The organism is Weissella cibaria, assembly GCF_004521965.1.
Lineage (GTDB): Bacteria > Bacillota > Bacilli > Lactobacillales > Lactobacillaceae > Weissella > Weissella cibaria_A.
The window spans coordinates 30,697-45,860 of record NZ_SDGK01000092.1; the positions used below are offsets into that span (position 1 = coordinate 30,697).

14 protein-coding genes and 1 tRNA gene are annotated in these 15,164 nt (G+C 44.4%); 3 read left to right on the plus strand and 12 right to left on the minus strand.

Annotated elements, in window-relative coordinates:
* Positions 1–21 precede the first annotated feature (21 nt).
* From EST42_RS09960 to leuS, 5 genes are all read right to left on the minus strand, one after another.
* The gene (locus EST42_RS09960) at positions 22–1,284 is read right to left on the minus strand and encodes an aminoacyltransferase (RefSeq protein ID WP_134645273.1); all 1,263 of its coding nucleotides are present in this window, start codon (positions 1,282–1,284) and stop codon (positions 22–24) included.
* Positions 1,285–1,549: 265 nt separating this feature from the next.
* A complete protein-coding gene (locus EST42_RS09965; protein ID WP_134645274.1) occupies positions 1,550–3,688 on the minus strand; it encodes a putative polysaccharide biosynthesis protein in 2,139 nt (712 codons plus the stop codon).
* Positions 3,689–3,749: 61 nt separating this feature from the next.
* A tRNA-Arg gene (locus EST42_RS09970) sits at positions 3,750–3,822 on the minus strand.
* Between the two features lie 84 nt (positions 3,823–3,906).
* Positions 3,907–4,974 (minus strand): glycosyltransferase, encoded by a 1,068-nt coding sequence (locus EST42_RS09975; protein WP_134645275.1) that lies wholly within the window; start codon positions 4,972–4,974, stop codon positions 3,907–3,909.
* 128 nt (positions 4,975–5,102) lie between these two features.
* Positions 5,103–7,517 carry a leucine--tRNA ligase gene (gene leuS / locus EST42_RS09980; protein ID WP_134645276.1) on the minus strand — a complete coding sequence of 805 codons (2,415 nt, stop codon included), beginning with the start codon at positions 7,515–7,517 and terminating at the stop codon, positions 5,103–5,105.
* A gap of 158 nt (positions 7,518–7,675) precedes the next feature.
* On the opposite strand from leuS, the gene EST42_RS09985 reads away from it, so the two are divergent.
* Together EST42_RS09985 and EST42_RS09990 are read left to right on the plus strand one after the other, a co-directional pair.
* Positions 7,676–8,368, plus strand: a complete 693-nt coding sequence (locus tag EST42_RS09985) for a phosphatase PAP2 family protein (RefSeq protein ID WP_134645277.1) — start codon at positions 7,676–7,678, stop codon at positions 8,366–8,368.
* Positions 8,331–8,843 (plus strand): rRNA methyltransferase, encoded by a 513-nt coding sequence (locus EST42_RS09990; RefSeq protein WP_134645278.1) that lies wholly within the window; start codon positions 8,331–8,333, stop codon positions 8,841–8,843. Before EST42_RS09985 ends, EST42_RS09990 begins: the two co-directional genes overlap by 38 nt.
* Before the next feature lie 38 nt (positions 8,844–8,881).
* On the opposite strand, the gene rlmD is transcribed toward EST42_RS09990, so the two are convergent.
* From rlmD to EST42_RS10015, 6 genes are all read right to left on the minus strand, one after another.
* On the minus strand, positions 8,882–10,261 hold the full coding sequence (rlmD, locus tag EST42_RS09995; RefSeq protein WP_134645279.1) for a 23S rRNA (uracil(1939)-C(5))-methyltransferase RlmD: 1,380 nt from the start codon (positions 10,259–10,261) through the stop codon (positions 8,882–8,884).
* 88 nt (positions 10,262–10,349) lie between these two features.
* Positions 10,350–10,550, minus strand: coding sequence for a hypothetical protein (locus tag EST42_RS10000; protein WP_134645280.1), 201 nt, complete (start codon positions 10,548–10,550; stop codon positions 10,350–10,352).
* Between the two features lie 15 nt (positions 10,551–10,565).
* Positions 10,566–10,703: a hypothetical protein gene (locus EST42_RS10685; RefSeq protein WP_167711245.1), complete on the minus strand. Its 138-nt coding sequence runs from the start codon at positions 10,701–10,703 to the stop codon at positions 10,566–10,568.
* A gap of 110 nt (positions 10,704–10,813) precedes the next feature.
* Entirely contained in the window at positions 10,814–11,635 is an 822-nt protein-coding gene (locus EST42_RS10005) for a hypothetical protein (protein ID WP_134645281.1), read from the minus strand.
* A 134-nt stretch (positions 11,636–11,769) separates the two neighbouring features.
* Positions 11,770–12,318 carry an NADPH-dependent FMN reductase gene (locus tag EST42_RS10010; protein WP_134645282.1) on the minus strand — a complete coding sequence of 183 codons (549 nt, stop codon included), beginning with the start codon at positions 12,316–12,318 and terminating at the stop codon, positions 11,770–11,772.
* 104 nt (positions 12,319–12,422) lie between these two features.
* Positions 12,423–12,719: a family 1 glycosylhydrolase gene (locus tag EST42_RS10015; RefSeq protein ID WP_167711247.1), complete on the minus strand. Its 297-nt coding sequence runs from the start codon at positions 12,717–12,719 to the stop codon at positions 12,423–12,425.
* 594 nt (positions 12,720–13,313) lie between these two features.
* Between EST42_RS10015 and EST42_RS10020 the strand changes: the two genes are divergently transcribed.
* Entirely contained in the window at positions 13,314–14,522 is a 1,209-nt protein-coding gene (locus tag EST42_RS10020; RefSeq protein ID WP_134645284.1) for an ATP-binding protein, read from the plus strand.
* Between the two features lie 175 nt (positions 14,523–14,697).
* Here the strand turns inward: EST42_RS10020 and EST42_RS10025 are convergent, their stop codons facing one another.
* The gene (locus tag EST42_RS10025; RefSeq protein WP_134645285.1) at positions 14,698–15,075 is read right to left on the minus strand and encodes a hypothetical protein; all 378 of its coding nucleotides are present in this window, start codon (positions 15,073–15,075) and stop codon (positions 14,698–14,700) included.
* Positions 15,076–15,164 lie beyond the last annotated feature (89 nt).

A 15,164-nucleotide genomic window follows, 5' to 3' on the forward strand; every position in this document is an offset into this window, starting at 1 on the left:
GGAAGGTGCCTTTTTTGTGTCTTACCGACCCATTAATTTCTTCAAAAAACTGTACATCGCATACTTAGGGCCATTGATTGGCTTAACGAACGTTCCCACCTTTTCCTCAGCAAACCCGGCAAAGCCTTGCTTGAAACCAAGCACACCGTCTGATCCATCAAACACACCTGAGATACCATAGAAATTATAGTGTGGAATGTGACGCGCAACTGCTTGCTTAAAGGCATACTCTTGAACGGCATAGGGACCATAGAAATTCTTGTACTCGTCGTAAGTACCTGAATACAAGTAAATCATCTCATTAGCGGTTGCCAAGAACAATGAACCCGCAATGACCACCACATCTTGCCCCGCCTTCTCACGCTCGACCAGTGCTTGAGCAATGCGCTTTTCGTGTTGCTTATGTTGATCCGCATATTCCGCACGTTGACGTTGCAACTTCTTGTAGTTAGGCTTTTTCGCGATGCGGGCATCCAAATCCGCCACAATTTCAGCTAAGTGATCACGCGCAGCTTCTTGGCCCGCAATGTAAGCTGGAAAGTCCATTTCTGCAAAGACAAAGTACGCATCCTCACCAAATTCATGAAAAACGATTTGATAGAATTCTAAGTCCTTATCGTGGTAATCCAATCGATCAGCTGTGTCTTGCGTCAAGGCCTTGAAGTCCGTTAAATCTTCACGCCCTAAGCGACGCAACTTAATCCCAAATTGATCCGTCTTCTTAAGGTAGTATTTGCCATCCTTAGCAAAAGATTGCCGTAACGCCTTTTCGACATCATCAGCTGCCAGCACTGGCGTTAAATCCTTCACATATTGCCATGATGGCGAAGCGTTCGTTGTCCATCCCTTAGGTGCTGGCGTGTGCTTAAAGCCCGCAGCTGTTAAGGTGGTCATTGGTGCTTCGTTAGCTGCGCCGATTTGAGCCCCTTCATCATCGTAACGGCGGTAAATTTCATTGGGCACGACACGCAAGAACAAACCATTATGCGACTTAGCGAACTTTTCAACACCAGCCACAAACTCATTTACAAGCGTTTGGTTGCTGTAATCAATTAGCATCCCCCCATCAATTTGGAAAAGATTGCCCATACGTACTGGAATCCAAGCTAGTACGGCGGCAGCCACAACCGTTGCGTCTTCTACCAGCCCTACCAAAGCTGTTTGCCAGCCACGGCGTGCGAGCAAACGTGCTTGAGCACTGGTTTGCAGGTAACTACCGGCCTGATGACCTTGCGCAAAGTCATCAAATTGGGCCTCCGTCAATTGTTCAAATGATCGTGTCATATCTTCTCACTTATGTCCCTTAACTAGAATTTCAATACCTTAAATTATACGCTATCTACCTGTAAATTAACAAAAACCGCGCGAACCTCTTAATAATTCGGCACTGTGGGTAACCTGTTGAAAAGACTAAACACTATCCACCAGTTATACAAAGTTATCCACAAACCAACAGTTTTATCCACAATAATATCCACAGAAAGCTGTGTAAAAATTAAATTAAACACAAATAAAAACGAACTAACGATAATCGCTAGTTCGTTTTCTATTATTTCAAATGTAATTTACGAGCTAAATTAGTTGCTCGGGCGCCCAGCACTTCCTCACCAACGTGTGTCTTTAACATGGCAATACCGTAAATCACGGCACCAACCAAACCGCCAACAGTCAACAAGATAAGTTGTGGGATTTTCCCATCTGACACAAAGTAGCCTAATGTACTAACGACTGGTGCAACTACAATGTAAATCGCCAGACTCCAGAATAGGATAATCATTGCTGAGTAATTAAATGGTGCCCAACTAATATCAAAACGCTTCGTCAAACGACGAATTGACATCGCTAATCCGACAATAAAGGCCAATGCCGTTGAAACCAATGGCCCCATGCCGTACAACCAAATCGTTAATGGCACTTGTAAAGCGAACTTCAAAACTAGCATCAAAATCAATACTTTAACGGTGTAACGCAAATCATGCAATCCTTGGTATAACGCCAACACAACCATGTAAGCCCCTAGCAAGATTGCCATGAAGCTAGCAAATTGCAACACCAGCGTACCATTCGTTAAATCAGCCGTGTTATAGAACACAATATAGAGCGGTCGTGCTACAGCTGCCATGCCAAGCGAGGCTGGAATCATCACAAATGCCAACAACTTAAACGCAAATTGAATTTGGTTGTTAATATTGTCGCGATCCCCAATTTCATGGGCACGCGCCAGCATTGGCAAAGCTGTTTCGGCCATACCGACTGCCAATGACACAACCAACATAATTAGCTTATTTGAATTAAACGCAAATTGTGAAAACATCGCTTGTTGCGCATGGTTCACAACTGACGTGAAGTGATTCATAATGCGGAAGAACGTGTATTGGTCAATCACTTGCACCAGTGAAATTGCTGAACCAGCAAAAATAACTGGCACTGATTGACGCGCCATGCGTAGCATCACTGCGCGGGGATTGAAATCTGGTGCTGGTACTGCATTTGCAAGCTGCGTTGCAAAGAATTGACGACGACGCCAAATACCATATACCAGAATTACAATTCCAGCTAACGCGCCCCAGAAAGCAGCAAACGTTGACTGGACCGTTGCATCAATCCAATTGCCATGGTGTCCAATCATAATCCAATAAGTCGCAGCTAGCATGTAAATCACACGCACAAGCTGCTCGATGAACTGTGACATAGCCGACAAGCCCATGAACTCGAATCCCTGTACGTAACCACGCAACATTGAAAGTGCCGGAATAATAACCACCGCGGCGGCCAATGAGTGAATGACTGGGATCACGTTTGGATCACCTTGTGACAACACCCCAGCCAAGAAGTAGAGCACCGCCCCAGAGGCGATTCCCAGGATAGCTCCCAATTGTAAGGCCTGGCGGAAGACTTGCTTCACCGCCCCATATTGGCGAGATGCCCCATATTCCGCAACCAACCGTGCCAAGACGTTTGGCAGACCAGCCGTTGCAATTAGCAGGGCCACACTATAAATTTGATAACCTTGGGCAAACAACGAGTTCGCTGACGTGAAATACAAATTTCCAATCATTGCAACCCAGGGGATGATGTACAAGGCTCCTAATACGCGGGAGGCTAAGCTACCGATGGTCATCCATGCCGAGCCACGTAACATGCGCGATGCTGCATTCTCATCATCAATGAAGTCGGCTTCGAGCTCCGGTACGGTTTCAATTTCATCAGCCATAGCTGACGTCGTTTCTTCAGGCACAATTTCTGCCGTGTACGAAGGTTCAGGACGAGTCACGGTTTTCGTAACTGGCGGCCGCACTGGTGCAACCTCTTCAGCTACGGTGGCTGGTTCAGCTGTCATAATATCCGACGGTGTCACCGCCCTGGCCGTCACCGGCTGAACAGCGGCGGCCTCATCCGTATGGTTTTCCTTAATCGAATCTGGCTTCACACTCGCTTCACGCACGAATGTATCAGGTACCTCATGTACCTTGAATGTTGAGATACCTTCCGGACGGGTTACAACTTCGGTCACTGATTGTGGCTCTAACTTCGCCGAAGCTGAATCGTGCTGTGCCTTTTTTTGCTCATCACGGGCTTCGAAGATATCATCAACTGTTGCACCGTTTAATAAAGCTGCCAATTCCTCAAACGTGATGTCACGACGGAATGGTGATTCTTCGTAATTGGATGATTTGTCGTCAGCCATTTCTTGACCGTCCCCTTTCGTTTGTCACAGTAGTCACTACTATAATCGATACTACTTTCAATGACGCTACACAGACTCGAACTGTGATCTAAGACTTAGGAGGTCCTTGTTCTATCCTGTTGAACTATAGCGCCAAAACTTACCTAAGTTATTATTATACACAAGAAAACCCGTTGTTTGTAGAGTCAAAGTAAATCCGAAACAACGGGTATGATTTTCTATTCAATTAATTGTTGCCATTTCGTCATAATCGGTCCCGTCACAAAGTCTTTCGCGCGAGCTAATGACTTTGAGGCCAACACACGCCGCATTTCCGTACTGTGCAGCAATGGTTCCAATCGGTGCCAGATGACTGTTGCGTCCTTTGTGGCTAACTCACCGTACACACCACCTTCAAGTATTTCAGCCGCCCCAGTGTTATCCGTCGACACAATTGGCAAGCCAAAGCTCATTGCCTCAACCAGAACCAGTGGTAGTCCTTCCCATCGTGATGTTGCCAAAAAGATAGATGCCTGCCGATAATGCTCGGCCAGCGCCTCATCATGGAGCGCACCACGATACACGACTTTATTTTCCGCATGATTAGCATGAATCAATCGCTTGAACTCCGCGACATCCGTCGGCGTACCATCACCAGCAATGACAATCTGCCAATTGTCAGGCAAGTATTGTGCAACGGCTAACATGATATCAATACCTTTGTGTTGGATGGCAATGCGACCCGTGAATGCAATTTTGTGGCTCGTCACATCAGCCTGACCCACAATGGGCATCGTAACCGGATTCCAAATTTTAATAGCCCGATCAGTGACTGTTTGAAAGCCAGCTAAATCTGATTCTGTTAAAGCAACTACCACGTCAGCCGCCTTCACACCGTCTACAAATTCAGGTTGCATCTCACGATAATACTGATTAAAGTACGTATCAATATTATTATGCATCCAAGCAATCATCTGCACATGCGGCGCCCGCGTCTTAAGATACGGAATAAAGCTTGTCAAAATCCCCGCATTTACAATTAGCACATCAATTTTTTCAGTTATTAAAACATCCCCCAAATCGGCCATTTGCACCGCATAACGGGTTAATGGCGTGGCCCCATTTTCGGGCATCACTGGATGCTTGGCCGGGACTAAACGGCCTTTTAACTCATAATAAGAAGGCACGTCTGCCAGTTGATAGTACTGTACATCCGCAAATGCCGTCATCGCATTACCAACCACTGTCGCAGCTCGTTTCATGCCGCCAAGTCCCAAATTTTCTATCGCCATGAGTACACGCTTCATACTGCACCCTCCCCTCTACCAAAGGCATAAAAAAAGAGGAACACCCACAATTTGAGTGTTCCTCTTAAGTATAGTCACTTCTGAATAAAAAGTATCATGTCATGTCCTGAAACCTGACATGTTATTTTTTACAAAACGACGTTAACCAACTTACCAGGGACCGCGATCACCTTCTTAGGTTGGCCACCATCGAGTTGCTTTTGCACCGCTTCATCAGCAAGCGCTAGTTCTGTCATCTTGTCACGATCAGCATCGGCTGGGATTGTCAAACGACCACGCACCTTACCGTTAACTTGCAAGACGATTTCAATTTCATCTTCAACTAAAGCAGATTCATCAAACGTTGGCCAAGCAGCATACGTCACAGATTCATCCTTGTGCAAGTAGCTCCACAATTCTTCCGTCATGTGTGGCGCAATTGGGTTCAACAACTTGATGAAGCCTTCAACATATTCAACTGGCAAGTTTTCAGCCTTGTAAGCTTCGTTGATGAAAATCATCATTTGTGAAATGGCCGTGTTGAAACGAAGACCTTCATAGTCATCCGTTACCTTCTTGACCGTCTCGTTGTAAATCTTGTCCAACTTGTGGTCGTTAACCGTTGTAATGTGATCACGCAACTTGTCATCATCATCAATGAACAAACGCCAAACACGATCCAACCAACGACGTGAACCAGCCAAGCCGTCTTCAGACCAAGCAATTGATTGTTCCAAAGGTCCCATGAACATTTCGTACAAACGCAATGTGTCAGCACCGTATTGCTCAACGACGTCATCAGGGTTCACAACGTTGCCCTTTGACTTCGACATCTTCTCGTGGTTTTCACCCAAAATCATACCTTGGTTAGCCAACTTTTGGAATGGCTCCTTAGTGTGCACAACACCCAAGTCGTACAACACCTTGTGCCAGAAGCGGGCGTACAACAAGTGCAACACGGCGTGCTCAGCACCACCAATGTACAAGTCAACATTCTGCCAGTAAGCCTCAGCGTCTGGTGAAACAATTTCCTTATCATTGTGTGGATCCATGTAACGCAAGTAGTACCATGATGAACCAGCCCATTGTGGCATCGTATTCGTCTCACGCTTACCCTTACGGCCATTTTCGTCAACCACATTTACCCAGTCGTCAACGTTAACCAATGGTGACTCACCAGTACCTGAAGGCATGATGTTATCAACTTCTGGCAAACGCAATGGCAATTGGTCCTCTGGTACAAGCGTCTTTTCGCCATCTTCCCAGTGGATGACAGGAATTGGCTCACCCCAGTAACGTTGACGTGAGAAGATCCAGTCACGCAAGCGGTAGTTAACTTGCTTGTGACCAACACCTTGTTCTTCCAACCAAGTAATCGCCTTGTCGATAGCTTCTTGCTTACCCATGCCGTCCAAGAAACCTGAGTTGATGTGCTCACCGTCACCTGTGTAGGCTTCGTCGGCAATATCGCCCCCAGCCAATACTTGGCGCATTGGCAAGTCGTACTTCTTCGCAAACTCGTAGTCACGCGTATCGTGCGCAGGAACTGCCATAATAGCACCCGTTCCGTATGACGCCAAGACATAGTCACCAATCCAGATCGGCAATTCTTCGCCGTTCATTGGGTTAATGGCGTATGCACCAGTGAAGACACCGGCCTTATCCTTGTTTAAGTCTGTACGCTCCAAATCTGACTTTGAAGCAATTGACTTCTTGAAGGCTTCGATAGCTTCCTTTTGGTCGTCAGAAACAATTTCTGATACCAACGCATGTTCTGGTGACAACACAAGGTATGTCGCACCAAACAACGTGTCAGCACGCGTTGTAAAGACTTCAACTTCGGCATCTGAATCCTTCACCTTAAAGTTAACAGAAGCTCCGATTGAACGACCAATCCAGTTACGTTGTTGTTCCTTGATGGCATCTGGCCAATCCACATCATCCAAATCTTCCAACAAACGGTCAGCGTAAGCCGTAATCTTCAATGCCCATTGACGCATTGGGACACGGTAAACTGGGAAGCCACCACGCTCCGTCTTACCATCAATGATTTCTTCATTGGCAACAACCGTACCACCATTGTAATCAGGGGCCCAGTTAACCATGATTTCATCTTCGTAGGCCAAACCCTTCTTGTACAATTGTTCGAAGATCCATTGCGTCCACTTGTAGTACTTAGGGTCCGTCGTGTTAACCTCACGTGACCAGTCATATGACAACCCAAGCGTCTTCATTTGGCGACGGAAGTTCTTAACGTTCTTTGCCGTCACAACACGAGGATCTTCACCCGTCTTAATTGCGTACTCTTCAGTAGGCAAACCAAACGCGTCGAATCCCATTGGGTGCAAAACGTTAAACCCTTGCATACGCTTCATACGTGAAACGATATCAGTTGCCGTGTAACCCTCTGGGTGTCCAACGTGCAGTCCCTGTCCTGATGGGAATGGGAACATGTCCATTGCAAAGAACTTTTCCTTTGAGTGGTCTGATGACGTCTTAAAGGTCTGATTTTCTTCCCAGAAGCGTTGCCACTTCTTTTCTACTTCTTTGTGTTGATATGCCATTATCGATAACCTCACTTTAATGTTCTAACTTTAACAAAAAAACCGCCTTATTTCAATGAACAAGCGGGGTTAACCACTCGAACATTCAGCCGAATTGAGACGTCATTTTGTGATAGACTGAGTTTATGAAATTTTTAATGTGAAAGGAGCTGTTGCATATGTCCCAAATGCGTAAATTCGACTACCTGCAACTTGGTGTCGCAATTGCGGGTTTGCTGATGTTTATCTTTTTAGCGTTTGGTTATACACACCACCTGGGCTATATCGATTGGATTGACCAATTTGGGTTCAAACACATTCGTGAACCCCTAACCCCTGAACGGTCTTGGTTTTTCCGTAACATCACCCGTGGTGGTAATACAAAATGGACCGCCTTGGTCATGGCCATCACCGCCATTATTGCCTTGCTAATCCGTAAAATTGACGTTGCTGTCTTTATGGTCGTCAATGTCGGTGTCTTTGGTCTTGGCGTAATGATGTTAATGAAACATATCTTTCATCGTCCCCGTCCTGACATTTATCATGTCATTACACAAGGTGGCTATTCCTTCCCATCCGGGCATGCACTAAATGCTGTGTTACTATATGGTTCATTGATAGTTTTAGTTCACTACTATCTAAAGAAGCAGGACCAATTGCGCTACGCCTTCATGACACTCTTTGGCGCGTTGGTTTTCGCTATCCCCATTAGCCGTGTCTACTTAGGCGTACACTACTTGTCCGACGTCTTGGCCGGCTTTAGTTTAGGCGTTTTCTTTTTGATTATGTCTAAGGAACTTATTTTTAAATATCGAACACGAGAGGTTTTCGAACATGCAATCAACCCAGAACCTAGCGCAAATCACGCTTAACGAATACTTAGTCCCCGGCGATTTGGCAATTGACGCCACCATTCGTCACGGTGATATCACGCGTTTCTTGGCTAGCCGTGTTGGCGACACTGGTAAGGTATTGGCCTTTTCAGATGTCAAAGCTGAAATTGATGACGTCGCAACCTCACTATTTTTGAGTGGTTTGCACAATCGCGTTGAACTTATCAGCAAGGATTTTTCTGCCATTACGAACTACCTGGAACCAACAACACCCGTTGCGGCTGCATTGTTTCAAGTCGACGAAACCATGGATACCACAACGCTAACGAACACCGTGAAGATGTTATTAATGGTGTTGAAGACAAACGGTTTGGTTTTGTTGCTATCAGATAACCCAGCTAACTTAGTTGCGGCACAAGAATATGTGGCACAATTACCAACCGATTCTTACAATGTCCACAAGTACGAAGACATTTTGACTGGCGAAACTGCTTTACTTGTTCAACGTCGTTAAAAAATAACGCCTAGATCATTGCATCTAGGCGTTATTTTTTACTTTTCAATTGGTTCAAACACTGCCACCGCTTCAACGTGCGCAGTTTGTGGGAACTGGTCCAACGGTTGGATATCACCCTTAATACGGAAGCCCTTATCAATTAGATAACGGGCATCGCGCGCCATCGTCTCTGGGTCGCATGAGACGTAAACAAACCGGTCAGGGTTCATATCAGCCACCGCATCAAGTAATTCTTCCGTCAAGCCGCGACGAGGCGGATCAACGAAGATGACATCCGGCTTAAGACCGCCATCTTTCCACTTTTTCATTTGCTCGGGTGCGTCTGCTGTCACAAACTCTGCATTTTGCACGTTGTTGTTTGCGACATTCTTTTGCGCGTCAATAACGGCACGTTCGATAACTTCCACACCTAAAACTTTGTCGACACGGTCAGCCACTGTTAATCCAATGGTGCCAATACCTGAGTATGCGTCGATAACCGTATCCGATTCTTTCAACTCACCCTTTGTGGCTGCCATGTCATACAACACTTCAGTCGTCTGTGGGTTAACCTGGTAGAACGAGTTTGGCCCGATTTCAAAATCAATGTCCAGCAACTTATCGTGGATGGCATCCGCCCCCCACAATGTGCGATTATCACCTGAAGTCAACACGTGTAAACTACGCGGATTATGGTTTAAAATAATACTCTTAATACCTGACACAGCAGCAGCGATATCAGTAGCAATCGCGTCTTCATCGGTCAAAGTTGGCGTTTGCGTGACTAGCACCACCATCACCTCGTGACTATAGTAGCCACGGCGAACCATGATGTATCGCATTTCACCTTCTTGTGTGTCGTCATCAAAGACTGATACTTTGTGCGCATCAAGAATATCCCTGACAATGCCAATGATTTGATCAATTTTTTCGTCATTAACAAAGTAATCATCCAATGGCACAATATCGCCCGGTGTACGTTTTTTAATGAAACCGGTCGTTAATTTCCCATCAACGTACTTCACTGGCACCACCGTCTTATTACGGTAGTGTGTGGGGTTATCCATCCCAATTGTGGGCGCCACGTCAACATCAATGCCAACCGCCTTGTACAACTTCTGCACTTGTTGTTGCTTCAAACGTAGTTGGGCATCATAAGCCAAGTTAACATAGGGTGCAATGCCCGCTTCAAGCAAGCAATCTTTGCCTGAATCGACACGATTTGGTGAGGCAACTTCAATTTCAACGACCTTGGCACGTCCAAACTTACGGTTGACTTGTGTCACTTCAAATCGAATTTTTTCGCCTTCAAAGGCGTTCTCCAAATGGATTGGGTAATCATCCACCATAATGACCCCAACCCCCGTGTAAAGCACGTCGACAACAGTGCCTTCGTACTGTTCGCCGAGCTTTACCGGAATAACTGTATTGCTCATATTTTTTATCTCGTGATTCTCAAATTAATTTCCACTATCCATTATACCTGAATGCACGGCGGAATATTCATCACGTAGTCGGTTAGCCTTAGTACGTTACCATTTCGACAAGCTGCCGCACAGTAAACGTCAAGCCCGGTAGCACAACACCAAGACCAAGTAACCATTTAACCGCACGGTTATCGGAGCGCAGTACTGCCATATCTTCGCCGAAACCGTTCATTTTCGTCTGTATGGCTGCGACATCGTCTTTAACTTCTTGACGTAGCAGCGCAACATCCTTTTTCACATCATGTAATCCCTCTCACACATCATGCACATCATGTTGCAAATCAGTCACATCGTGTTGCAACGTCATAAATTCATTTTTCTTGAACGATTCAAACTCTTGCTTCGTGACGAATTGTGCCGTCGGTTCTGGTAATAAAATCCCTTGATACATTGCCTGTCCCCCCTATTAATTACTTCCACAACATAATTTCATCATATCTGATAATTTTTCATTTTGCAACAAAACAATCAGCCGGAAACGCCTATATAGCAACGTTTTTGTTAGTTAATGCGACGTCCGTGTTCTTCAACATACGCTGCCGCAACCGGCATCATTTGCCCCTTATATTCAACTGCTAATGCTCGCGCAGTCTCATCCTGAGTTGGGACCATCGCCACAAATTCGCCACTATCTAGCCGGTACAAAGCCACCCGTTGGCCCGCATCATTGAGTAGGAACGAATAGTCAATCATGTGATCATAATCAACAAATTTAAATGGCCGTGCGTCCTCACGATAATCAATTTCGTCTGGTTGTGATGTGACCGTTGTCTGTCGTTCTGCTGGCAACTGCCCAATCAACTCAAATTTCATTTCCTGCAAATCTATCAATGCAGCCTGGTAACTAATTGGCACTTCATCAACAACTGCCCGGAAAAACTTTGGCAGTAATTTCTTAGGGCGGGTCACCGGATCAGCTAATTCAGCAAAAATTGTATAGACACTTACTTGTTGGGCAACTAAATCATCCAACGTTACCGTAATACGCGCTTCACCGTCAGCCACCGACCACTCTAGGCCGGCATTTTGCATTGCCCGTTCAGAAACAAACGGCGCTACCAAAGTACCCAACGTCATAATAATTAACCCATCGACTTGGTTAATTGTCACATCAAATTTCTTAGCAGCATCTTCAAATAACATCCCCACCGTGCGGGTTGAGAATATATTAACAGCGCGCATATCCTGCAAAAGCGTCGTGGCCCCTTCAGCATCCTTAGCGGTGATTAAATCAATGAGTTCGTGATACATTTCAAGGCTCACAAAATCAGTCGGTGATAAAATCAACTCACCATAATCATCAAACATTTCATTTAATAACATGTATCACCATTCCAAACTGTACTTAATTATTGTTAACAATCATAACAGCAATTAGGCCCTTATGGCTAATTATCAGGTCAAACAAAAAATGACGACCAGCAGATTTGCGAGTCGTCATTTCATTAGTCTATATTTTAGCCAAGAACCTTCAAAACGAAGTCGTTGTACTTAGCAGCTGATTCAGCCAAGAACTTCTTTGTACCTTCGTTAGTGATCTTGCCACCTTCGTCAGCCAAGTCCATTGTGTTACCAATGTAAAGTTCTGGTTGGTGCATAACAACCATGTCCAAGAAGTCCAACGTGTTACGCAACACGTGGTGCGCCACAGCACCACCAAGACCGGCGATTGATTGTGATGCAGGCAAAACTGGCTTACCAGCCCATACATTTTGTCCCCATGGACGTGAAGCAATGTCCAAAGCGTTCTTCAATGCAGCAGGCACTGAACGGTTGTGCTCAGGCGTTACGATAGTGAATGCGTCTTGTTCAGCAACCAACTTGCGGAAGTCTTCATATTCCTTAGGAGAGTTTGCATCCAAGTCTTGATTGTACAAAGGCAAGCTTGCGATGTCGAAGTACGTTACTTCTGCATCGGCTGGCAAACCAGCAACAAGGGCCTCAGCCACGCCAAGTGAGTATGAGTTCTTACGAATTGATCCAACAATTACACCGTACTTTGTCATGAATAAATCTCCTAACTGTCTGTGTGCTACATTTCACTTACAAAATATAAGTTTATACGGCGTAGTACAAAAAATCAACAGGTCAAATTAAAAATCCTACATTTTCATCGTAATTTTTTGATGGTCATGATGACACCGGCGCCAGTAACCGCAATGATTGTGGCACACAAATATAACGACATATAATTAACCAATTGATTACCAATTGCCAACACGAGCGCTAAGCCGTTTTCCGTAATTAAGATTGGTAACTGATAACGATTGTACAAGCGAACCAGGGTCTCTTCAATGCGAATTGGTCGCATATCCCACCCCATGTCATTGACCTTTTCGTTAGGCTTTTTAACTGCAAAGCCATCATAACTATCGTCGTTATACCAATTCATACCTAAGAAAAGCAATTTCTTGCTCGTTATATACACCCGGTTCGGGTTCGACCTGGCCCATTCCACACTGAATCGAAAAGCGCTAAAGTGTAAGGGTTGTAGTTTATCAAAATCGGCATCATAGCGTTCACGGTGGTGAATACCCATGCCACTAATATAGTTTTGCGGATCGTTCCCAACTGCACGGAAATCATCGACCGTTGGGACATCCTTGAATACCGTATCATACTCACTTGCTAAGTGGCCAGCATTCGCAAGCTCCCACTCATGCCATTGCGTATTTTATGCGCCATCCGTTTGATAGTTTGCAATTGGTGCACCCCATAAAAATTTTTTGCCCTGTAATGCCATTTTCTCTTACTATTCTTTCTCCAAATAACTATTTGTAAACTAGTCATTCCTTTTAGTATAGAAAATCTTTTACAAAAAATCTGTACACCGGCGTTTTTTAAATTTTTGATTTCAGCAAATTTGTCAGCTTTCTGATCTCAAGATATGTAAAGTTATCTTTATATTTTTGCGATTTTTCATTTTTTATAAAGTTAACTTTATAAAGTTTCTGTATAATGATTTTTATAAAGTTAACTTTATATAAATAGGAGGATTACGATGCTTGTTACACGCCCACAATATTTAAATGAAGTCCTGAGCTACCAAGATACAGAATTCGTCAAAGTGATTACCGGTGTGCGCCGTTCAGGTAAGTCTTCTGTCATGCAGATGTACCGCCAACACCTATTAGATCATGGTACATCTGTCAATCACATTATGTACTTAAATTTTGAATCATTCGAAACTGCCAGCCTACTGACAGCTAAGGCATTAATCCAATACATCCAAGGCCACGCAACTTCTGATGTCAAAATGCATTTCCTGTTTGATGAAATTCAATTAGTAACTGATTGGGAACGAGTTATCAATGGCTTAAGAGTCTCCTTTGACGCTGACATTGTCGTAACCGGTTCAAACGCCAAAATGCTTTCAAGCGAAATCTCGACACTGCTATCAGGTCGGTATGTCACAATTGAGGTATATCCATTATCCTTTGCTGAATTTCTGCAATTTAAACAGTTTGATATCTCAGATATCCGCCAATATGCCAACTGGTTTAAAGAATATATCCGTTACGGCGGATTTCCCGCGGTTGTTTTATCGGATGAACAGTTAAAAGAAAGTATCTTAAGTGGTATTTACGATACCGTCCTTTTAAACGACGTTGGATTTCGGTCCGGCATCAAAGAACCTGAAATTTTGAAATCTGTCAGTCGCTTTCTAGCATCTAATATTGGCCAAATTACCAACCCAAACAAAATAAAAGGGGCGTTAGAATCTGTTGCACACTTAAAAACGAGCGTGCCAACCGTGACCAGATATATGGATATGTTAGAAAACGCTTTCCTGTTCTACCGCGCCGAACGTTATGACATACGCGGCAAATCCTATTTGCATGGATCCGGTAAATGGTTCATTGCCGATACAGGGTTACGCAACGTCACTTTAGGAAAAACCAACAAAAACATTGGCAGCGAGGTTGAAAATGTTGTCTACATTGAGTTGCGACGACGCGGTTATAATGTGTCGATTGGCCGGCTTGATAAAGATGAGGAAATTGATTTTGTCGCGCGAAAACTAGGCGAAACCCTGTACGTACAAGTTGCTGAACAGCCCCCCTCAACATCCGACCGTGAAACAGCCAATTTATTACACATTCCAGATAATCACAAAAAATTACTCTTAATGGCAACGCCAACGTATGAATCTGAAATCGAAGGCGTGCCGGTTAAAAACGTATTTGATTGGCTACTAGAAACCGAATAACTAAAAAAGCCGTCTCGCGATTTTTTCTGCGATACGACTTTTTTACTTACATATATTCACCACGGTATTGCTAATCACGACTCGGATATGCTGCATCAACTTCTTGCATGACGACAATCATTTTATGATAACCGCCATCTCTTTAAACATCCGCTTTCACTGACTGCCAAACCATCTACTCTGACGCCAATAACTGCAGAATTAATCGTTGCCGCTGATTGCCATACCGGCTATGCAATTGTTCTATAAAGTCATGATTAGCTGGAACAACTGAAATCACCACATCAAATTGATGTTTCACAAAATCAAGACCTATGACAGCACGCTGGTTTGATTGTTGCGCTTCAGCCAATAAGCGCACCATCGTAGCCAGCAGTGTTTGACCGCTTTTTTTCGTGACATATATCGCGTCCATTTCTGATTCAAATATCGCCACATCATCAGCCGGACTATAAATAAAATTAATATCTCCGTGCACGGCGGCGGTTTCCGATGCTAGATTATCACGCTCAAAGATAAGTAATTTATCAGCTAAACTTCCTGCAGCAGTCAAATTCTAATTCATGAGTTTCATATCAATACCCAGAAACGCTAAATTATCCTCTGTCGTGACAATCTCGACTGTTTTTGTTGCGCGACTTT